We start from the raw sequence: 19431 nt of genomic DNA, 5'->3' as shown, positions 1-19431 counted from the left end.
GGCGATTCGACCAGGGGGTTCGCTTAGGCGACGCGCATCTCGGTGGGCGTCTCGGGCACGGCAAGCTTGGCGCCGGTCGCCGCGACGACCTCATCGACAGTGATGCCGGGGGCGACCTCGCGCAGCACGAGACCCTCGGGCGTCACGTCGATGACCGCCATGTCGGTGATGATGCGCTCGACGCAGCCCTTGCCCGTGAGCGGGAGGGAGCAGCGCTCGACGACCTTGGGGCTGCCGTCCTTCGCGACGTGCTCCATGAGCACGATCACGCGGTCGGCGCCGTTGACGAGGTCCATCGCGCCGCCCATGCCCTTGACCATCTTGCCCGGTACAGCCCAGTTGGCGATGTCGCCGTTCTCCGCCACCTGCATGGAGCCGAGCACGGCCGCATTGATGTGGCCACCGCGGATCATCGCGAAGCTCTGCGCCGAGTCGAAGAAGGAGGCACCGGGGAGGGTCGTGACCGTCTCCTTGCCCGCGTTGATGAGCTTGGGGTCCTCTTCACCGCGCCACGGGTAGGGGCCCGTGCCGAGGATGCCGTTCTCGGAGTGCAGCACGATCGTCTTGTCGGCCGGGAGGTGATTGGGAATGAGCGTCGGCATGCCGATGCCGAGGTTGACGTACATACCGTCCTCGAGCTCGAGCGAGGCGCGGAACGCCATCTGGTCGCGGCTCAGCTTCTTGAGTTCGGAAGCCATGATCAGTTCTCCTCCTGGCGGTCGCGCACGGTGACCTTCTCGATGGGCAGGTCGTTCGCCTGTTCCGGCGTGAGCTGCACGATGTGGTCGACGAAGATGCCAGAGAGGTGCACCTCGTCGGGGTCGATCTCGCCCGGCTCGACCAGCTCGTCTACCTCTGCGATCGTCACGCGGCCCGCCATCGCGGCGAGCGGGTTGAAGTTGCGCGTCGACTTCTCGAAGACGAGGTTGCCGTGACGGTCGCCCTTGGCGGCGCGCACGAGCGCGAAGTCGGTGCGGATGCCCTTCTCGAGCACGTACTCACGCTCCGTGCCGAGCGAGTCGAAGGTGCGCACCTCCTTGGCGGGCGACTCCGTGATGACGTTGCCCTCTGCGTCGTAACGCCAGGGCATGCCACCCTCGGACACCATGGTGCCGACGCCCGTCGCCGTGAAGAAGGCGGGGATGCCCGCGCCACCGGCGCGGAGCCGCTCGGCGAGCGTGCCCTGCGGGGTCAGCTCGACCTCGATCTCGCCGCTCAGGTACTGGCGGCCGAATTCCTTGTTCTCACCGATGTAGGAGGCGATGACGCGGCGGATGCGCTTGTTGCTCAGGAGCTCGCCGAGCCCCCAGCCGTCGACTCCACAGTTGTTCGAGACGACCTCGAGGCCGCCCGTGCCCTGGTCGCGCAGGGCGGTGATGAGGGCCATGGGAACGCCGACGAGGCCGAACCCGCCCACCGCGAGGGACGAGCCCTCGGTGATGCGGGAGACGGCCTCCGCGGCGGAGGCGCAGGTCTTGTCCATCGGTTGTGGTCCTTTCTGGCGCCGAGACGGCGTCAACCTTCTGGTGGTTCCGTGCGAAGCCGTGGTGCTTCGCGAGTGTTCAGGACGTGCGGATGATCGCCCCGGCGCGTTCCAGCTCGGCGAGCGCTGCCTCGCTGGACTCCCGCCCGACGCCCGCAATGAGGTCGGTGAAGACGGTCACGCTGAGCCCCGCCTTGAGCGCGTCGGATGCCGAGGCGAGCACGCAGTGGTCGGTGGCGATGCCGACGACATCGACCTCGGTCACGCCGCGGGCCGCGAGCGCCTCGGCAACCGTCTCACCGGCATCCGTCGTTCCCTCGAAGATCGAGTAGGCGGGCACGCCCTGCCCCTTGCGCACGTGCACCGTCACGGCGCTCGTGTCGAGTTCGCGGTGGTAGTCGGCTCCGGCGGTGTCGGCGACGCAGTGCACGGGCCAGGTCGTGACGAAGTCGGGTGCCGCCTCGAGCGCGAAGTGACCGCCGTTGTCGCCCTCCGCGTCATGCCAGTCGCGGGATGCGAACACCTCCGAATAGTGCTCCCCGTGCGCCGCGAGGTAGCGGGTGATGCCCTGCGCGACGGCGGTTCCCCCATCGACGCCGAGGGCTCCGCCCTCAGTGAAGTCGTTCTGCACGTCGATGATGAACAGAGCGCGGGACATACCGCTATCCTATTGCGTTCGCCGGGTCGGCCTAGGGCGCGTGCACGTTGGCGAGGTTGTCGCCGCACGCGTGGATCTCGGCGACGAGGCTCTCGAGCGCGAGGCCTGTGGCGCTCGTGACCTCGCCCGTCGACTGCAGCGCGAGCGCGAGCACCGTGCCATCGGCTGCCGTCAGGATGCCCCCGAGCGTGGTCGCCGCGTCGCCCGCGCTGCCGACGCCGCCGAATGCGGAATGCACCGCCGAGAGCTCGCCGCTGAAGCGGTGCGCCATGGGGCCGGATACGCCCGCGACGGGGAGCGCCGCATGGACGGGTTCGAGGCCGGGGTAGCCCGAGGCGATGACGGCGAGGAGCCGCGCTGTCTGCGCGGGGTGCGCTGCGCTCTCGCCGCTGAGGCCGGAACCGTCCTTGGCGACGAAGCCGTCACTCGCGATCTCGTGGTCGAGGAGCGCCGATTCGTAGAGCTGCTGCAGCGAGGCGGCCGAGCCATCCCCGCCGATTGCCTTCGAGGAGAGCCGCGCGAGCATGTCGGCGAGGGTGTTGTCGTTCAGCAGCAGCATGTGCTGCACGAGCACCGAGACAGGCTGCGAATACACCTCGGCGAGGAGCGGCCGATCGGTGATGGCCCCACCGTGGATGACCTCGGGTGCCGCGGACAGCCCGAGGGCGCCGATGAAGGCCGCGGTCGCGGTGCCGACGGGGTCGCCCGTGCGCGGGCTCGCGACGACGGCCGGGTCGGTTCGATCGCCGTCGACCATCAGCGGCAGGATGTTCGCCTGCTCGCCGGACCCAGCGGCGGGCCAGGTGGCATCCCATTTGTCGCCGTGCGCCCACAGGCCCGCGTCGACGACGACCTGGGTTACCTCCCAGTCCGGTTTCGGGTCGCGGTCCAGCAGTTCCCGGAGCGTGCGCCGTTCCTCCTCGCCCTCCGCTGCCGGCTCCCTCTCCTCCGCGTCGTCGCGGCGGTCGAACCAGCCCTCGCGCCGTGGTTCGCCCGGGTAGAGCCGGTCGAGGGAGGCCCGCGTCTGGCTGGCCAGCTCGCTCATGCGAGGGGCACCCGGGTACACTCCCTCGGCGCCTTCGGGCAGCGCACTGAGGGTGGGGTCTCCCCCGCCCACGATCACGATGCTGCCCTTGATGCTGCCCTCGTAGACGCGCGTGACGAGTCGAGTGTCGGGGCCGAGGGTCTTGAGCGCGACGGCCGCCGTGTGCAGCTTGTGGAGGGCGGCGGATGCCGCAGGCTCGTCACCGCCGCGGCTGAGGAGCTGCTCCCCCGTCGTGACGTTGATGACCGATGCCGCAAGCGCTGCGAACGCCGGATCGCTCGTGTCGACGGCGCAGGTGCGCGCCTTGACGGGCGCGGCGGTGAGTTCAGGGACGACCCGGGCCCCTGGCGCCTCCGACTGGACGACGACCGACGCGGCGGTGGAGCGCGCCGCGCTGGCACCTGCCGCGACGGCTCCGGTGCCCATGGCCGCGACGATGACGCCGGCGGCGACCGCGAGCACGGCGCGCGGCCGCGCCGCGAACCATGACGAGGCGCTCGCGAGCAGAGCCCGGGAGGGCGCGCGGCCTCGGGTTGCCGTGCGGCGGGGACCCGGGGGTGTCTCCTGCTCGATCACCCGCTCATAGTAGTGGGCGACCCCTGTTCGGGAGAATGCTGACTATGCGTCAATATCCATGGGATAGCGCAGGCCGATCCGCTCGCGGATGGTGTCGAGCGTCTGCATGATCTGCACGGACTCGTCCGGGCTGAGCAGTTCGGACTCCGTGCGACCCTCAGCCACGAGCCGTTCGAGCTCCCATGCCTGCCACTGCATTCCGCGACTGCCGGGAGCCGAGTGGTCCCCCTGGCCCGCCTCATGGCGCTCGACCACCGCACCCGCGCTGTCATAGCGAGTGAAGCCCGTTGGCGTGTACCAGACGGGGTCGATCTCGATGCGCCCGAGCGCGCCGATCACGGATGCTCTGTTGGGGCCGAGGGTGTCGAGGGCCGTGTGGAGCACCGCGCGCCGGTCGCCCTCGAACTCCAGCACGACGGCCGTCTGGCGGTCGACGCCCGTCGGCGTGAAGGTCGCGCTCGCGTGCACGGCCGTCGGCGTGCCGAAGAGGTCGTGCGCGAACGAGACGGGGTAGATGCCGAGGTCGAGGAGCGCCCCACCGCCGAGGGCCGGGTCCTGCAGCCGGTGCGCCGGGTCGGAGGGCAGCAGCTGGTCGTGGTCGGCGATGAGGGTCATGACCTCCCCCAACTCTCCGGCCGCGATGCTCTCGCGGATGCGCGCCATGTGGGGCAGGAAGCGCGTCCACATGGCCTCGAGCACGACGAGACCCCGCTCCCGTGCGAGGTCGACGACGGCACGGGCATCCGCCGCCGTCACCGTGAAGGGCTTCTCGACGAGCACGTGCTTGCCCGCCTCGAGCGCCAGCAGCGCGGCCGAGACGTGGAAGGGGTGCGGCGTCGCAATGTAGACGACGTCGACCTCGGGGTCTGCGACCAGCTCGGCGTAGGAACCGTGCGCCGCGGGGATGCCGAACTCGTCAGCGAATGTTTGAGCGGCATCGAGCCGCCTGGAGCCGACGGCCGTGACCGTGAAGCCATTGGCGAGCAGGTCGCGGGTCTGGGCGCGGGCAATTCCGCCCGGTCCGAGGATTCCCCAGCGCAGTGACATCCGATCGCTCCCTCGTGCTCCGCCATGGAGCTCGACGCAAGGCTACCGGCTCAGCATCCGCCCCAGCGGGCCGCGGCACGCATGAAGTTGGGCGCCTCATTGAAGGTCGTGCCGACGCCGCCGTGGGTCGCCGCGAAGTAGACGCACACGCCTGCGATGGCCCCCTCATAGCCTGGCTTGTAGAGCGAGGCGCGGTGGGCGCCTGAGCTCCACCACTTGTCGGCGACGGATGCCCCGGTGTCGCCGCTGCCGCCGGCAAGGTTGCCGTCGCAGCCGACGCTCGGCACGCCGTCGCTGCGCACTGACCCCATGTGCCCCCACGCGCTGAGCGGGTCGTCGCTCGGGTCCTCGGCCATCCAGATGAGGCGGTCCTCCATGCAGGAGTCGTAGCGGAAGTTCTCGGAGGGCACGGGCTGTAGGCAGTTGGCAACACGGATGGCGTTGTACTGCGCGGCGAAGGCGGCGAGGTCGGCTGCCGTCGTGCCCGTGATGGCACCGCCGCCGGCGACGCGCGCGGGCGCCGTCGCCGCAGTGCCCCCGCCCGCCGTCGGGCAGGCGAGTCCGACGGCCTCGACCGCGGTGCGGCGTTCGGCCGTCTCGACGGCCGCGACGGCGGGGATGGGTCGCTGCGCGAGGTGCTCCGTGTCGCTCGCGAGCTCTGCGGCGGGGCGCGCGGCGGTGACCGTGCGGGCATCCGTCTCCGGCGGCTCGGCGACGATCAGGGGGTCTGAGGCGAAGGTGGGGACGTGCGCCTGGTCGGCTTGCGCGCGCGTCGCGGAGAAGAGGGACGGACCGCCACCGCCGACGAAGGGAAGGGCGACCGTCATGATGACGCTGAAGGCGGCGACAAGGAGCGCTGAACGTTTCATGCGCTGCTCCCCTCGCCTGTTTCTTCGTTGTACCCCGATAGCCCGTGCGGCCTTGGCTCGACTCTAGGTCGATCGGGGTACGCCGTTCAAGCAAAACGGGGTACAGATATACCGGATGTGCCCCATACTGGGGCGCGAACGGGGTACAGGCGAGCTAACGGAGCGGTCGCCGCGTGCGAAAGAGCCTCCGATTTGTCCCCCGAATCGAGGATGGGGATGGTTTCCGGCGCGTCCACCGGGCGCGAGACCTGTCCGCAGCGGACACGGCGGCGTCTAGCGGCGTGAGAGCCAAGCCACGACGACATCCCCGATGAGGTCACGGTAGTGATCGCGGCGGTCCTCCGCCATGAGGTCGCGCTCGAAGAGGTAGCCGAAGGTGTGCTGGTTCGCGACCTGGAAGAAGCAGTACGAGCTGATCATGAGGTGCACGTCAATCGAGTCGACGTCGGAGCGCAGGCTCCCGTCATGCCGTCCGCGCTCCAACACGTCCTCGAGCAGGCCGAGCGCGGGCTGGTTCAGGTCGCGCAGCGAGTCGAGGTGGCGGATGAAGCGCCCGTGATTGATGTTTTCGATCGACACCAGGCGGATGAACTCGGTGTGATTGCGATGGTGGTCGTAGGTGAGTTCGGCGAGGCGTCGCACCGCCTCGACCGGCTCGAGGTCGCCGACCTGGAGCGACTGCTCTGCCTCGCGGATGCCGCGGTAGGCGTTCTCGAGCACGGCGAGGTACAGCTTCTCCTTGCTGCCGAAGTAGTAGTAGATCATCCGCTTGGTCGTCTGGGTGCGCTCCGCGATCTCATCGACCCGGGTGCCGTCGTAGCCGGACTGCGCGAACGCCTCGGTGGCGACCCTCAGGAGTTCGGAGCGCGTGCGCTCTCGATCTCGGCGGCGCACAGGAGCTTCGGTCACGTTCTCACCATAGTTCTCAGGGACTTCCCAGACCGACAGGCAGGGGGTCGCGTCTAGTCGTCGCCGCAGAGCACGCGGCGCGGATTGTGGGTCATGAGCTGCACGATCGTCGCATCGTCGATGCCCTCCGACCGGAGTCGGGGAAGGACCGTGCGAGACAGGTGCTCCATGTGCCAGTTGGGGGTGGTGGCGGCACGCCAGGAGGGAGGGGTCACCCGGCTGAAGAACGCGGCGTCGTGCGACACGACGAGTTGCCGCGCGTAACCCTCCTCGATGAGGGCGAAGAGATTACGAATGCGCGTCTCATCCGACCCCATGTGCTCCATGCCGAAACGGTCAAAGCCGAGGAAGGAGCCGCGCGCGGCCAGCTCGCGCAAGTAGCCGAGGTCCTCGGAATCGCCGCTGTGGCCGATCACGACGCGGTCGAGTGACACACCGAGCCGCTCGAGCAGGTCCTGCTGCTCGAGCCCACCCCTCGACGGGGCGTGCGAGTGGGTCGTGATGGGCACGCCGGTGTGCTCGTGTGCGATGGCCGCCGCGCGGAAGACGCGCGCGACGTCCTGCGTAATGCCCTCGGCATCCGACGCCACCTTGAGCATTCCGGCACGGATGCCCGTGCCCGCGATGCCGCGCTCGATGTCGCCGACGAACAGCTCCACGAGGGGGTCCGGGCCGCCGACGAGGGAGCCGGGGCCGTGCGTGCGGAAGAAGTGCGGCAACACGTCGCTCGTGTAGTAGCCGGTGGAGGCGACGAGTTGCACGGGCGAACGCTCGGCAACCCGCCGCACCCGCTCGACGTCTCGGCCGAGGCCGAGCACGGTGAGGTCGACGACGGTGCGCACGCCGAGCGCGTGGAGGCGCTCGAGCCCTGCGACAGCCCGCTCGATGGCCCGCTCCTCATCCCACTCGGGATGAGGCAGGTTCATATCGAGTTCGGGGTGCATCACGAACACGTGCTCGTGGATGAGTGTCATGCCGAGCTGCTCCGGCATCACCTCACCCGTGAACGTCGGAACCGTGCGCACCGTCATCGTCACTGCTGCTGTTACTTGGAGGAAGTGGAGCGGATCGCCTCGAAGACCTCGAGCGACTCACCCGAGAGGTTTTCCTCGAGGTATGCGACGGCCGTCTCCTGGAACGCGTCGATGTCAACGTCGTCGACGACCTCCCAGTCGCCGCCCGTGCGCCACTCCTCGATCGTCGCTTCCTCGTCCTCGGCGACGCAGGCGGTGACCTCGTCGACCGCGACCGCAACCGCGTCGGTCAGGGCATCCTGCTGCTCCTCGCTCAGCTCGTTCCACTTCTGGCCCATGATGACCAGGTTCGTGTTGAGCTGGTGGGTGCTGAGGCTCAGGTAGTCCTGCACCTCGGCGAGGTTCTGCGACTTGATGTTGGTGATGGGGTTCTCCTGGCCCTCCACCGTGCCCTGCTGCAGGGCGAGGTAGAGCTCCTCGTACGCCACCTCGGTCGCGGTGGCGCCGAGCGCCTTCGCGTTCATGAGGAACTGCGGCGAACCGGGGAAGCGGATGCGCATGCCCTCGAGGTCCTCGGGCGTGCGGATCGGCGAGTTGGCCGTGAAGTGACGCGCACCGGCCGACCAGGCACCGAGGGTGTACACCCCAGCGGTGTCGGCGAAGCCCTGGATCACCGTGTCGGAGGCGTCGCTGTCCATGAACTCCGCGAGGTGGGCCGCGTCGTCGAACGCGTAGGCCGCATCGAGCACCGAGATGGGCTCGTACACCGCGCCGAGCGCCGAGGCGCCCTGGATGTCGATGTCGTGGTCGCCCGAGGCCACCGCGGCGATGCGGTCAGCGTCGCCGCCGAGCTGGCTCGAACCGTAGAGCTCTATCGTGAGGCCAACGTCGGCCTTCTCGACCTCCTCCTTGATGACGGCCGCGCCACAGCGGTCCTGCGGCTGGTCAGGGTTGTAGCTGTGAGCAAGCGTGAGCTCCATGGTGCCTCCCTCGGCACCACCCTCTCCGCCCGAGTCGCCCGCGCAGCCCACCAGCAGCATTGCCGGGGCGGCCATCAGGGCGATCCACTTCATTCGGTGTGAACGACGTGCGATCATCAGTTTCTTCCTCTCATTGGTGTGCCACAGGGGCAGGGGTTCCCGCCGCTTCAGCGGCGACGAGATTCGTGAGATCGGCGAGCATCGCCCCCCGATCTGCTGGTACTCCGGTGAAGATCTCGAAGGCGTCGGCCGCTTGGTGCATGGCCATTCCGAGGCCGGGCATGGTGCGGCATCCGCGGCGCTTCGCCTCGCGCAGGAGCTGCGTCTCGACAGGGCGGTAAACGATGTCGGCAACGAACATTTCATCAGACAGCAGCGAGGTGTCAAAAGCGGTGCCAGGATGCGCGGCCATTCCCCAGGGGGTCGCGTTGGCGACGCCTGCCGCGCCGCTCAACCAGGAGGGAAGGTCGTCGAGCGCTGCCGAACGCACCTCGCCTCGGGCCGTCGCACACACGCTCGAGGCGAGCGACTCGGCACGCTGCACGTCGACATCCACGATGACGAGCTCCGCCACCTCGCGGGCAGCCAGGGCAGATGCCACGGCAGCGCCAGCCCCGCCCGCACCGACCAGCACGACCCGGCCGTGCTGCACGACCCCGAAGGCATCGTCGAAGGCTGCACCGAATCCGGTCACGTCGGTGTTGTGGCCGATCATCCGCTCGCCATCGAAGACGACCGTGTTGACCGCGCCGACGAGCTGCGCGCTTGGCGCCAGCTCATGCAGGTGCTGGATGATGGCCTGCTTGATGGGGTGGGTGATGTTGAGGCCCGTGAAGCCCATGCGCCGCGCGGCCCACAGCAGTTGCGCGACGTGCTCGGTGCTGCGCTCCTCGGGCGCAAGGTCGACCGTTCGGTACACGTAGTGCATGCCGTGGCGGGCGCCCTCGAGCTCATGCATTGGCGGGGTCAGCGACTGGGTGATGCCCTCGCCGATGAGTCCGATCAGCACGGCACGGCGGCGAGCGACCGCACCGGCTGCATCGATCGCGATGGTCATAGTCCGAGCGTCCTCGGCAGCCACATGACGGCATCCGGGAACAGGATGACGAGCACGACGATCACGAACGACGGGATGATGAAGGGCAGGCAGCCCTTGAACACCTCTCCGACCCGAGTCTTCGAGACCGCCGCGGTCACGAACAGCACGGTGCCGACCGGCGGGGTCAGCAGGCCGATCATGAGGGAGATGATGAGCATGACGCCCAGCACGATCGGGTCGACGCCGTACTGCAACGCGATCGGCATGAGGATCGGCACGACGAGCACCAGGATCGCGGTCGCGTCGATGACCGTGCCGAGGATGAGCGCGAGGAGCGCGGCGAGCGCCAGGAAGACCGTGGGGTTGTCGGTCAGCGAGAAGAAGAACTCCGTCAGCATCTGCGGCAGCCGCTCGCGGGCGAGGATGTAGCCGAGCAGCGACGCGCTGGCGACGATGACCATGATCGCGGCGGTGGTGAGCACCGACTCCTTGACCGCGGCAATGAAGCCCTTGAGGCTCAGCGAGCGCTGCACGATGCCGACGAACAGGATGTAGACGACACCGACCGCCGCCGCCTCCGTCGGGGTGAAGAAGCCGCCCAGGATGCCACCGAGGATGATGAACGGCGTGATCATCGGCAGGATGACGCCCTTCGTCGAGTCGAGCACCTCCTGCTTGTTCCACACGCCCTTCTGGATGTTCGGGTTGCGTCGCACCAGGAGAAAGACGACGATGCAGAGCCCCACCGCCATGAGGAGGGCCGGGATCACGGATGCCGCGAAGAGCGCACCCGTCGAGATCGCCGCGAGTCCCGCAAAGATGACGGCGGGAATGCTGGGGGGCATGACGGGGGCGATGAGCGAGGACGCCGCGTTCACGCCGGTGGCGAAGCGGCGGGTGTAGCCGGCCCGGAGCATCGCGGGGATCTGCACCTTGCCGAGCGCCGCGGCATCCGCAACGGCGGAACCGCTCATCCAGGAGAAACCGACGCTCGTGCCGACCGCGACGTAGCCGAGGTTTCCGCGCACCTTCGCCAGCACCGCGAGCGCGAAGCGGAAGAGCCGGTCGGCGATGCCCGCGTGATTGGCGAGCGAGCCCAGGAAGATGAAGAGGGGCACGGCGAGGAGCGGGAAGCTGCCCATCGCGTTGGTGACCGTGCGTAGGGCCATGCCTGCCGACTGGCCCTCGAGCGTCATGTAGAGGAGCGACGGCCCGAGGAACGCGAAGGCGACGGGCACCCGGATGATGAGCAGCACCGCGATCAGGATGCCGAGGATTGCGAGACTCATGCGGCCACCTCACTTTCGAGCTCGTCGTAGTCCGAGAGCTTGGGGCCATGGATCGCCACGTCGAGCGCGGCGATCGTCGAACGAATGGTCAGGCTGATGACGCCGACGAGCACGGGCACGTAGACGAGCGACATCGGCAGTCGCAGAACGGGCGACTTGATGATGGCCTGCGTGCTGACGAGGCCCCAGGCCTCGACCGTGAGCCCGAGACCGACGATCGCGACGATCACGAGGGCGAGCGCCTGCACCACCCGCACGACCATGGGGTTCTTGACGCTGTCGACGATCTCGAGCGCGATGTGGCCACGTGTCGTGATCAGCACGCCGATGACCGAGAAGCTCAGCCAGATCATGCTGAACTTCGCGAGCTCCCCCGTCCAGGCGAAGCCGTCGAAGGGCGTGTAGCGCTGCGCCGCCTGCATGAAGACGAGCACAAGGATGGCGAGGATCGCGATCGAGCCGATCACGATCTCTATCGCGGTGAGGACGGCAACCAGGCGCCCGAGGGGGCCCTGTCGCCGTTGACGTGGTTGTGAGGTGCTCACGAGACTTCCTTGATCTCAGGGACCGCAGGATTGCGGGGCGCAGCGGGGTGCGCGGCAACTAACGTACTGGTTAGTGCATTAGCTCGGCAAGCACGCTGCCGAAATAATGTACAAGTCGGTACATTTGTCAGCATGCGCACCTCAATCGCCACCGTCTGCCTGTCCGGGAGCCTCACCGAGAAGCTCCACGCCTGCGCCGCGGCGGGCTTCGATGGCGTCGAGATCATGGACGCCGACCTCATCACCGCCTACGAGTCGCCAGAGGAGATCAAGGCACTCTGCGACCGGCTCGGGCTCACGATCGACCTCTTCCAGCCCTTCCGCGACTTCGAGGGCGTCGACGAGGAGACCTTCGCCGACAACCTGCGCCGCGCCGAGGCCAAGTTCGACGTCATGGAGCGCATCGGCGCCGACACGATCCTGCTCTGCAGCAACGTGGGCACCGCCACGATCGACGATGACGAACTCGCGGCACGCCAGCTGGGCGAGCTGGCCGATCGCGCTGCGGCACGGGGCATCCGAATCGCCTACGAGGCCCTCGCCTGGGGCCGCTTCGTCGACGACTACCGCCGTGCGTGGCGCATCGTGCAGCTGGCCGACCGCCCCAATCTCGGCACCTGCCTCGACAGCTTCCACATCCTCTCGCGCGGGCACGACCCAGCCGAGATCGAACAGATCGACGGCGACAAGATCTTCTTCCTGCAGCTCGCCGACGCCCCCGCCCTCGAGATGGACGTGCTCTCGTGGAGCCGCCACCACCGCCTGTTCCCCGGCGAGGGCGACTTCGCCCTCACCGCGTTCCTCGGCCACGTCATCCGGGCCGGTTACAAGGGCCCGCTCTCACTCGAGGTGTTCAACGACACATTCCGCCAGACGGATGTCACGCGCACCGCCGCGCACGCCCGCCGCTCCCTCACGTGGCTCGCCGACCGCACCGCCGCCGAGCACGGCTGGAGCGATGGCCGCCTCGGCACAGCCCAGGCCGCAAGGAGCGTGGACTTCGTTGAGATCGCCGGCGCCGACCTCGCCGACCTCGACCAGATGCTCTCCCAGCTCGGCTTCGCCTTCCGTGGTCGCCACCGCAGCAAGCCCGTGCGGCTCTGGAGCGCGGGAGAGGCCCGCATCATCCTCAACGAGCAGGCGAGGCACGAGCATCCGCAGCTCGCGGGCTTCGGGCTGGTGGTCGACGACGCCCCTGCGGCCGTCGAGCGCGCGCTGGCCCTCGGCGCGCCGAGCGTCTTCCGCCGTACCTATGCAGGCGAAGAGGAGTTGCGCGCGGTCGCGGCCCCAGATGGCACCGAGGTCTACTGGCATGATCGTCCCGCCGACAGCTCCTGGGCGAGCGAGTTCGACGGCGGCAGCCCCGATGTCGGCACGACAAGCGGAACGATCGATCACGTCAACCTCGCCTACCGCTGGCACGAGTTCGACGAGGCCGTGCTCTTCACCGCGAGCGTTCTCTCGCTCAGCGCCGAGTCATCCGCCGAGGTGCCCGGACCCTTCGGCCTCGTCCGCAGCCTCGTCATGCGCACCGACGACGGGGTCGTTCGCGTGCCCATGAACCTCGCCCCGCCGACCGCTCCCCTGCCGAGCCGCCACATCGCCGTACGCTGCGACGACGTCATCGCAGTCGCGCGCCGCGCGCGGGCAGCCGGACTCGACTTCCTACCCATCCCCCGCAACTACTACGACGACCTCGCGGCGCGCTTCGACCTCGCGCCCGAGTTCCTCGCCGAGCTGCAGGAGCTCGACCTCTTCTACGACCGGGATGCGCAGGGCGAGTTCATCCACTTCTACACGCCGACCGTGGGCGGGGTCTTCCTCGAGATCGTCGAGCGTCGCGGCGGCTACGACGGCTACGGCGGGGCGAACGCTCCCATCCGCCTCGCCGCCCAGCGCGCGGCCCGCGGCTGAGCGCTAGTCAGCCTGCTCGTCCTCCTCGGGTTCGAAGGTCGACTTCTCACCCGTGTAGCCGGCGGCGACGCCATCCGGATCGTTCGGGATCGTGTTGTCCTCGCCCTCACCGTTCGGCTTCGGCGTGCCCTCTTCGTCGTTCGTGATGCGGCCGTTTGTATCAGACATGTGGTTCTCCCTCGGTATCGATTCGGGTGGGGTCTAGAGCTCGACGGGTGGCATGGGCTCTGAGTCAGCGACCTCCGGATGCCGCGCCAGGTTCACGATGGCGGCCACGAGGCCACCCCACACCGTCACGATGGCGATGACCAGCATGACGATTGCGCTCGGTGTCATGACACGCCTCCTCTCTCCGGCGCGATCGCGCGCACGGTATCGGTCTCGGAGTCGGGGCCGTAGTGCTCGTCGGTGAGGAAGTCGTCGTATTCGGGGTCATCCTTGGCGCGCGAGCGGCCGCTCCATGGCAGGAGCGACAGCAGGAGGGCCAACACGACGAGCCCGATCACCATGCCCCAGCCGAAGATCGCGAGGAACCACGTCGGGTACCCGCCATACGGCTCCGCGACCTTGGCCACGAGTTCGGTCACGAGGAGGTAGCCGAGCACGAGCGGCACGAGGCCGGCCACGAGCACCTTCCACACGACGCCGACCCGGAAGCTCGACCGTCCATTCAGGTGGGCCTGCAGCGTCGGCAGCTTGTGCAGGATCCAGGCCACGACGATCACGGCCACGAGCGCGACGGCCATGATGCCGAAGGAGTTGACGAAGGCATCCGCCGTGTCCAGCACGGTGAGGGCGGTCGTCGTCGAGAAGAGCGCCATGGAGATGACCGCCAGCGGGATCGACACCGTGAGCGTCGTGCGCACGCGGCCCCAGCCGAGTTTGTCCTGCAGCGCCGCGACGATCACCTCAAGGATCGAGATCATCGAGGTCACCCCCGCAAAGACGAGCGCCCCGAAGAACAGCACGCCGATGATCGAGCCGCCGACCGCCTGCGACACGATCGTCGGGAAGGCCACGAAGGCGAGGCCGATTCCAGACGTCGCGACCCCAGCGACATCCGTCGCCTGCGCCTGCGCCATGAAGCCGAGGGCGGCGAAGACACCGATGCCCGCAAGGATCTCGAAGCCCGAGTTCGCGAAGGCGACCACGAGCCCGGAACCCGTGAGGTCGGTCTTGCGCTTGAGGTACGAGGAGTAGGTCACCATGATGCCGAAGGCGACCGACAGCGAGAAGAAGATGTGCCCGTAGGCGGATGCCCACACCGCCGGGTCGGCGAGCGCCTCCCAGTTGGGGGCGAAGAAGGCGTTCAGCCCCTCGAGGGCGCCGGGCAAGAAGAGCGACTGCACGACCAGGATGACGAACATGAGGGTCAGCAGGGGCATGAGCACGAGGTTCGCCATGCCGATGCCGCGCTTGACGCCGAGCGCCATGATGACGATGACGGCGAGCCAGACGACCAGGAGCGGCACTCCGACGCCAGGCACGAAGTCGGTCGAGACGCCCGCCTCTGCGACATCCGCCGACTGCAGGAAGTCCGTGAAGAAGAAGCCCTCCTCGTTGCCCTCACCCCATGTGAGGCGCGCCGAGAACCACGTATACATCGCGGCCCACGCGACGATGACGGCGTAGTACACGGCGATCACGACGCAGATGAGCACCTGCCACCACCCGAGTGGCTCGGCGGCACGATGCATCCGCCGGAAGGCGAGCGGCGCGGAACCGCGGAAGCGGTGCCCGATCGAGTAGTCGAGGAATAGCAGCGGGATGCCGGCCGTCAGCAGTGCGCACAGGTACGGGATGAGGAAGGCCCCGCCGCCGCCCTCATACGCCACATAGGGGAAGCGCCAAATGTTGCCGAGCCCAACGGCCGAGCCGATGGCCGAGAGGATGAACACGTTACGCGAGCCGAACGCCTCACGTTTGCGGATCTGCGTCGATGCGGTCACCATGCCCGTGACGATACCCCAGGGCGCTGCCGCCGGTAACTGGCCGCGTGCGGTCGTCAGCCGCCGAACTCGGCAGGCTCACGCGGGCATCCTCGCAAAAGCCACCTGGGGCGAGGAAGCTGTCCACACCCGAGTACGACGAAGCGCCGTGGCCGAGCCATCATGCTCGACCACGGCGCGTGATGTCCACTGCTCGCCCGGAGATCCGGGCTCAACGGTCAGACCGTGACCAGTCGCCCCCGAGGAGCCGGCTGAGCGGCCGGGGACTCGACGGGGAGGTTCGCGTCGCGCACCTCCTTGTACTGGGGCAGGTCGGTGTAGAGCTCGTCGCGGAGCGGGTTCCGGCGCCGCTTGACGATCGTGTACGCCTGGTAGGCCGCGACGGCGATGTTGGCCGCGAGCGACAGGGCCGACACGACGAACAGGGCGGTCGGGTTGTGCGAGGACTCCACGGCGAACGGCGACGTCGAGACGAACGTCGGAACCGCCATCGTGAACATCATCCAGAGCGCCAGCGTGTGCGCACGATGCTGCAGCCACGCGCCCTTCTTGATGAAGAAGGCGGGGATGGTGCAGGAGATGAGCAGCGCGGCACCGGCGTAGAACGAGTGGTCACCGACGCAGTTGTACACGTAGGCGAAGTTCCACAGGTCGTACGCGATGATCCAGAACCACATCATGTCGGGCCAAATCATGTCCTTCGTCTTGTCGCGGGAGATGATGATGCCAGCCCAGCCGCAGATGGTGAGAAGGTTCAGGATGCCGGCGATGGCGTTCATGTAGTTCCACGGTCCACCGACCATGAAGACACCGTCGTGCATGCCCTGCAGGTTCGCGACCTCGAAGTCGCGGATGACGGCCTCGCCGATGTTGATCGCGAGGATGAGCGCTGGGAACATGAGTGCCCACTTGTTCGCCGCCAACCGGGGGATGTAGCGGATGAGCATGAAGCCCAAGCATCCTGCGAGAGCGGAGTAGACCTTCACCCAGTGGAACCACGTGCCGGTGGATGATCCTTCACCGGCGGTGATCGGCCACACGAAGATCGTGAGCAGCAGTGGCAGCGCCACGAAGAAGGCGATGCCGGCCCACTTCCAGCGTCGCGTCACCTCGTTGAGCGCGATGAGGCCAACCAGGACGATGCCGAACATCGCCCAGGAGTACCAGGGAATTGATTCGTACAAGAACATGGTTTTTCGGACCTCCTCCTAGCGGCCCGCCGGACGCGTGCCGTCCTGGCATCTACGGTAGAAAATCCGGTCTGGCCAGTCATTAGACATCTGGGCCTAGGTGTCCAGGAGCGTCCGGCGGTACCGTCAGGCATGGCCGATGAGAGGTCCGTCGCGCAGCGGCGCGCCGGTGCGCGCGACGCGCTGGCTGCCGCGCTCAAGGTCCGGCTGCGGACGGAGCCGTTCGACAAGGTCACCGTCACCGAGCTGACGCGCGACTGCGGGCTGACCCGACAGGCCTTCTACTACCACTTCCCCGACGTCCGCCACCTCGCGGTGTGGGTGTTCGAGACCGAGATCGCCGGCCAGGTCCGCGCGTTCGCCTCCGAGCTGGGGTGGGCGGACGGCCTGGTCCGCCTGATGCTCTATATGCGCAAGAACCGCGCGGCGGTGCTCGCGGTGTTCGACGGGCTGGGACAGTCCGGGGTCGAGCGCTTCCTGTTCCGCCAGATGCGGCCGGTCACGGAGTCCGTCATGGACCAGGACGGCGGCGGGCCGGTACAGGCGCAGGATCGCATCCTGGTCGTCGACTTCTACACCTCGGCGGTGCTCGCCGTAGTGCTGCGCTGGGTCGCGGACGGGATGGTCGAACACCCCTACCGCGTCGTCGGCGCCCTCGAGATCATGCTGCACGGCGCGATCCGGGAGTCCGTCCGCCGGCTCGACGCCCGCGCCACACCGCACCGCCCCACGTGAGGGCGTTGCGGCTCGTCGCCGTCGCCGAGAGCGCAAGCGCGTCGGGCACGAAGAGGGTCAGCATCGGCGGATGCCAGGTGTCCGCGACCGTGACCAGGATGACAGACCGTCCGGGCTGGTCGCGGAAACGAGCGCCGCGTCGCCGCCGACGTCGGTGACGAACTCCACACGTTCTCGGGATAGGTCGCGATCACCCGATCACGCTCGCTCGCACTGGTTGTGTAGAAGTGGCCGGCATAGAGGCTGCTCCAGAAGCGCCCTAGCGCTCGACGGTCATCCTCGCAGTTCCCTTATCGACTAGACGCGGGCCACTACAGGCGCTTGAGGCTAAGTGTCGCCGTGATGTCCGTCGCTGGCGCGGTGCCCTCCGGCTGGATCGCGATGTGCGAGTTGGCATAGAGCTGAACCACCCCGGAGTACTCGACCGTTCCACCGTCGACGAAGACCTTCAGGGTGGGCCCGGACGGCATATCCACATTGAGCGTGGGGAGATACACGCGGCTTTGGGCCAGCGGCTGCGAATCGATATGGACGACGAAGGAGCGATTGTCGCTCGCGGCCAGGGAGGCTGTCGAAACCTGGCCCGAGACCGGGCGCACTGAATAGCTGATCTCGTAGTAGCCGGTCTGCGTGACGATGACTCCGTCGCTAGTGGACATGAAGTACGTGGCGTTGTAGCTGAAACCAGGGAATGTCAATGGACCACCACCCCCCTCGACGCTCTGGACACCCGTGACTCCAGCTGCCCATGGCACTGAATTCACACCGCTGGACCCCGCAGGGCCGGCGGGACCAGCAGGGCCGGTTGCGCCGGTAAGGCCCGTTGCGCCGGTGGCACCGACGGGACCCGTTGCACCGGGTGCGCCGGGCGCACCGACGGGGCCCGCTGCACCGGGTGCGCCCTTGGCTCCCGCTTCACCTACGGGGCCCGCGGCTCCGTCTGCGCCTTTCTCGCCAGCATCGCCCTTGGCACCGGTCGAGCCGTCTCTGCCATCCACGCCATCGCGACCGTCTTGCCCGCTGGCCCCGGTCGCTCCCCGCTCGCCAGTATCCCCCCGGCTACCAGCCACACCCGGGGACCCCGCGACACCGGGGGCGCTGGTCGCGCCGGTCACGATCGCCGCACCCGCCGCTCCACTGCCCAGGCCGAGCGCCAACGTAAGCGAGAGCAGGAGCACAGTGGCCTTGCGGGTTCCGAGCATGAAGCGGCTCCTTCTTCGAGGCGCGGAATGCGCGATGAACGGAGCCAGTATATGGGTACGTCCACGATTATGGTCCTCTATGACCGCGTCGCTATGGCGAGTGGCCGCAGGAGACGTCGATTGCGGCCGACCGCGATGGAGTGCTGGCTCAGCATTCCCTACGCCCACCCAATGAACGACAAAGGGACCGGGGCCAATGGCCTCCGATCCCTTTGTTTACTTGAGCCGCCTGTCAGAATCGAACTGACGACCTTCTCATTACGAGTGAGATGCTCTACCGACTGAGCTAAGGCGGCGGGCGACGAGCGAGCTCGTGCGCACAGCAAGAAAGCTTACCCGATGCGGAGGGGTGCTCCATACCGTTTGCGCCATCAGCGTGGTGCGAAAAGTTCCCTCGCGGTCGCGAAGGACGAGCGGATGCACTCCTCCATAGGTTCCGCGCCGTCGAGGTCGACCCAGCGCATCCAGGCGCTCCGGAGCACACCGAAGGCCGCGAAGGTGACGACGGCCGCCTGATTGCGCACCCCGTCCGTGACCGCGCCGGTCGCGGCAGCGTCGGCCAGGAGCCGCTCCTCGACGATCTCGAGGAGCTGGCTCTCGAGGGTGCGGGTCGTGAGGAGCCTGCGGGCCGCGAGCTCCGGATGACTCGCGACAAGCCGCCGACGTAGCAGGAAGACCTCACTGTCGACCAACTCGTCGCCCGACATGTCGGCCAGCATCTGCGTCAGGTCGCTGATCAGGTCGGAGCCGGGCCCTGCGGTCACGAAGCGCTCGCGCGCGATCCCTACTGGCAGCGGCGGCACCGTGCCGAGGAAGGCGTCTTCCTTCGTCGGGAAATAATTGAAGAAGGTGCGGGGCGACACCCCGGCGCGACGGCTGATCTCCTCGACCGTGACGCCCAGACCCGACTCGAGTGCGAGCTCGATCGCGGCACGCTGGATCGCCGATGCCGTGGCCCGGCGCTTGCGCTCCCTGAGCCCCGGCTCGCCGTCGACCGCAGCCTGCAAAACACTCATGTCCGCATTCT

20 protein-coding genes and 1 tRNA gene are annotated in these 19431 nt (G+C 68.1%); 2 read left to right on the top strand and 19 right to left on the bottom strand.

Annotated elements, in window-relative coordinates; translation table 11 throughout:
* Positions 1-23 precede the first annotated feature (23 nt).
* The 12 genes from FVA74_RS03590 to FVA74_RS03535 all read right to left on the bottom strand — a co-directional run bounded on the left by FVA74_RS03590 (position 24) and on the right by FVA74_RS03535 (position 11414).
* Complete coding sequence (locus FVA74_RS03590; protein WP_147720400.1) at positions 24-698, bottom strand: CoA transferase subunit B; 675 nt, start codon at positions 696-698, stop codon at positions 24-26.
* 2 nt (positions 699-700) lie between these two features.
* Positions 701-1483, bottom strand: a complete 783-nt coding sequence (locus FVA74_RS03585) for a CoA transferase subunit A (RefSeq protein WP_147720398.1) — start codon at positions 1481-1483, stop codon at positions 701-703.
* A 79-nt stretch (positions 1484-1562) separates the two neighbouring features.
* Positions 1563-2141, bottom strand: a complete 579-nt coding sequence (locus FVA74_RS03580; RefSeq protein ID WP_147720397.1) for an isochorismatase family protein — start codon at positions 2139-2141, stop codon at positions 1563-1565.
* Positions 2142-2172: 31 nt separating this feature from the next.
* On the bottom strand, positions 2173-3762 hold the full coding sequence (locus FVA74_RS03575) for a D-alanyl-D-alanine carboxypeptidase (protein WP_147720396.1): 1590 nt from the start codon (positions 3760-3762) through the stop codon (positions 2173-2175).
* A gap of 42 nt (positions 3763-3804) precedes the next feature.
* Positions 3805-4809, bottom strand: coding sequence for a Gfo/Idh/MocA family protein (locus FVA74_RS03570; RefSeq protein ID WP_147720395.1), 1005 nt, complete (start codon positions 4807-4809; stop codon positions 3805-3807).
* A gap of 50 nt (positions 4810-4859) precedes the next feature.
* Positions 4860-5678, bottom strand: a complete 819-nt coding sequence (locus tag FVA74_RS03565; RefSeq protein WP_147720394.1) for a hypothetical protein — start codon at positions 5676-5678, stop codon at positions 4860-4862.
* A 273-nt stretch (positions 5679-5951) separates the two neighbouring features.
* On the bottom strand, positions 5952-6587 hold the full coding sequence (locus FVA74_RS03560) for a TetR/AcrR family transcriptional regulator (protein ID WP_147720393.1): 636 nt from the start codon (positions 6585-6587) through the stop codon (positions 5952-5954).
* A gap of 53 nt (positions 6588-6640) precedes the next feature.
* A complete protein-coding gene (locus tag FVA74_RS03555) occupies positions 6641-7618 on the bottom strand; it encodes a phosphotriesterase (RefSeq protein ID WP_206022663.1) in 978 nt (325 codons plus the stop codon).
* A gap of 14 nt (positions 7619-7632) precedes the next feature.
* Complete coding sequence (locus FVA74_RS03550) at positions 7633-8658, bottom strand: DctP family TRAP transporter solute-binding subunit (RefSeq protein WP_147720392.1); 1026 nt, start codon at positions 8656-8658, stop codon at positions 7633-7635.
* Positions 8659-8671: 13 nt separating this feature from the next.
* The gene (locus tag FVA74_RS03545) at positions 8672-9598 is read right to left on the bottom strand and encodes a shikimate dehydrogenase (RefSeq protein WP_147720391.1); all 927 of its coding nucleotides are present in this window, start codon (positions 9596-9598) and stop codon (positions 8672-8674) included.
* Positions 9595-10869 carry a TRAP transporter large permease gene (locus FVA74_RS03540; RefSeq protein ID WP_147720390.1) on the bottom strand — a complete coding sequence of 425 codons (1275 nt, stop codon included), beginning with the start codon at positions 10867-10869 and terminating at the stop codon, positions 9595-9597. The genes FVA74_RS03545 and FVA74_RS03540 overlap by 4 nt, the downstream gene beginning before the upstream one ends.
* Positions 10866-11414 (bottom strand): TRAP transporter small permease, encoded by a 549-nt coding sequence (locus FVA74_RS03535; RefSeq protein ID WP_147720389.1) that lies wholly within the window; start codon positions 11412-11414, stop codon positions 10866-10868. The genes FVA74_RS03540 and FVA74_RS03535 overlap by 4 nt, the downstream gene beginning before the upstream one ends.
* Positions 11415-11546: 132 nt before the next feature.
* Here FVA74_RS03535 and FVA74_RS03530 point away from each other — a divergent pair, with 132 nt between their 5' ends.
* Positions 11547-13328 (top strand): sugar phosphate isomerase/epimerase and 4-hydroxyphenylpyruvate domain-containing protein, encoded by a 1782-nt coding sequence (locus FVA74_RS03530; RefSeq protein ID WP_147720388.1) that lies wholly within the window; start codon positions 11547-11549, stop codon positions 13326-13328.
* Positions 13329-13331: 3 nt separating this feature from the next.
* Here FVA74_RS03530 and FVA74_RS13550 read toward each other — a convergent pair whose 3' ends face one another.
* From FVA74_RS13550 to FVA74_RS03515, 4 genes are all read right to left on the bottom strand, one after another.
* The gene (locus tag FVA74_RS13550; RefSeq protein ID WP_168220039.1) at positions 13332-13496 is read right to left on the bottom strand and encodes a hypothetical protein; all 165 of its coding nucleotides are present in this window, start codon (positions 13494-13496) and stop codon (positions 13332-13334) included.
* Between the two features lie 33 nt (positions 13497-13529).
* A complete protein-coding gene (locus FVA74_RS03525; protein WP_147720387.1) occupies positions 13530-13664 on the bottom strand; it encodes a methionine/alanine import family NSS transporter small subunit in 135 nt (44 codons plus the stop codon).
* Complete coding sequence (locus tag FVA74_RS03520) at positions 13661-15280, bottom strand: sodium-dependent transporter (protein ID WP_147720386.1); 1620 nt, start codon at positions 15278-15280, stop codon at positions 13661-13663. The genes FVA74_RS03525 and FVA74_RS03520 overlap by 4 nt, the downstream gene beginning before the upstream one ends.
* Before the next feature lie 215 nt (positions 15281-15495).
* Positions 15496-16467 (bottom strand): DUF5692 family protein, encoded by a 972-nt coding sequence (locus FVA74_RS03515; RefSeq protein WP_147720385.1) that lies wholly within the window; start codon positions 16465-16467, stop codon positions 15496-15498.
* A gap of 132 nt (positions 16468-16599) precedes the next feature.
* Here FVA74_RS03515 and FVA74_RS03510 point away from each other — a divergent pair, with 132 nt between their 5' ends.
* Positions 16600-17202, top strand: a complete 603-nt coding sequence (locus tag FVA74_RS03510) for a TetR/AcrR family transcriptional regulator (protein ID WP_147720384.1) — start codon at positions 16600-16602, stop codon at positions 17200-17202.
* Positions 17203-17513: 311 nt separating this feature from the next.
* Here the strand turns inward: FVA74_RS03510 and FVA74_RS03505 are convergent, their stop codons facing one another.
* The 3 genes from FVA74_RS03505 to FVA74_RS03495 all read right to left on the bottom strand — a co-directional run bounded on the left by FVA74_RS03505 (position 17514) and on the right by FVA74_RS03495 (position 19420).
* Entirely contained in the window at positions 17514-17861 is a 348-nt protein-coding gene (locus tag FVA74_RS03505) for a hypothetical protein (protein WP_147720383.1), read from the bottom strand.
* A 766-nt stretch (positions 17862-18627) separates the two neighbouring features.
* Positions 18628-18700, bottom strand: a tRNA-Thr gene (locus FVA74_RS03500).
* A 75-nt stretch (positions 18701-18775) separates the two neighbouring features.
* On the bottom strand, positions 18776-19420 hold the full coding sequence (locus FVA74_RS03495; RefSeq protein ID WP_147720382.1) for a TetR/AcrR family transcriptional regulator: 645 nt from the start codon (positions 19418-19420) through the stop codon (positions 18776-18778).
* Between the last annotated feature and the right edge of the window lie 11 nt (positions 19421-19431).

The organism is Salinibacterium sp. dk2585 (assembly GCF_008001035.1).
Taxonomy (GTDB): Bacteria; Actinomycetota; Actinomycetes; order Actinomycetales; family Microbacteriaceae; genus Homoserinimonas.
Note: the sequence above shows the minus strand (reverse complement) of the source record. Positions and strands in the feature narration are given on the sequence as shown.

What these genes read in the sequence shown, in the direction of transcription:
- FVA74_RS03505 (WP_147720383.1), bottom strand. Translation starts at nt 17,861, where the DNA reads ATGTCCACTAGCGACGGAGTCATCGTCACGCAGACCGGCTACTACGAG.
- FVA74_RS03570 (WP_147720395.1), bottom strand. Translation starts at nt 4,809, where the DNA reads ATGTCACTGCGCTGGGGAATCCTCGGACCGGGCGGAATTGCCCGCGCC.
- FVA74_RS03555 (WP_206022663.1), bottom strand. Translation starts at nt 7,618, where the DNA reads ATGACGGTGCGCACGGTTCCGACGTTCACGGGTGAGGTGATGCCGGAG.
- FVA74_RS03495 (WP_147720382.1), bottom strand. Translation starts at nt 19,420, where the DNA reads ATGAGTGTTTTGCAGGCTGCGGTCGACGGCGAGCCGGGGCTCAGGGAG.
- FVA74_RS03590 (WP_147720400.1), bottom strand. Translation starts at nt 698, where the DNA reads ATGGCTTCCGAACTCAAGAAGCTGAGCCGCGACCAGATGGCGTTCCGC.
- FVA74_RS03550 (WP_147720392.1), bottom strand. Translation starts at nt 8,658, where the DNA reads ATGATCGCACGTCGTTCACACCGAATGAAGTGGATCGCCCTGATGGCC.
- FVA74_RS03585 (WP_147720398.1), bottom strand. Translation starts at nt 1,483, where the DNA reads ATGGACAAGACCTGCGCCTCCGCCGCGGAGGCCGTCTCCCGCATCACC.
- FVA74_RS03525 (WP_147720387.1), bottom strand. Translation starts at nt 13,664, where the DNA reads ATGACACCGAGCGCAATCGTCATGCTGGTCATCGCCATCGTGACGGTG.
- FVA74_RS03540 (WP_147720390.1), bottom strand. Translation starts at nt 10,869, where the DNA reads ATGAGTCTCGCAATCCTCGGCATCCTGATCGCGGTGCTGCTCATCATC.
- FVA74_RS03530 (WP_147720388.1), top strand. Translation starts at nt 11,547, where the DNA reads ATGCGCACCTCAATCGCCACCGTCTGCCTGTCCGGGAGCCTCACCGAG.
- FVA74_RS13550 (WP_168220039.1), bottom strand. Translation starts at nt 13,496, where the DNA reads ATGTCTGATACAAACGGCCGCATCACGAACGACGAAGAGGGCACGCCG.
- FVA74_RS03565 (WP_147720394.1), bottom strand. Translation starts at nt 5,678, where the DNA reads ATGAAACGTTCAGCGCTCCTTGTCGCCGCCTTCAGCGTCATCATGACG.
- FVA74_RS03580 (WP_147720397.1), bottom strand. Translation starts at nt 2,141, where the DNA reads ATGTCCCGCGCTCTGTTCATCATCGACGTGCAGAACGACTTCACTGAG.
- FVA74_RS03510 (WP_147720384.1), top strand. Translation starts at nt 16,600, where the DNA reads ATGGCCGATGAGAGGTCCGTCGCGCAGCGGCGCGCCGGTGCGCGCGAC.
- FVA74_RS03520 (WP_147720386.1), bottom strand. Translation starts at nt 15,280, where the DNA reads ATGGTGACCGCATCGACGCAGATCCGCAAACGTGAGGCGTTCGGCTCG.
- FVA74_RS03545 (WP_147720391.1), bottom strand. Translation starts at nt 9,598, where the DNA reads ATGACCATCGCGATCGATGCAGCCGGTGCGGTCGCTCGCCGCCGTGCC.
- FVA74_RS03515 (WP_147720385.1), bottom strand. Translation starts at nt 16,467, where the DNA reads ATGTTCTTGTACGAATCAATTCCCTGGTACTCCTGGGCGATGTTCGGC.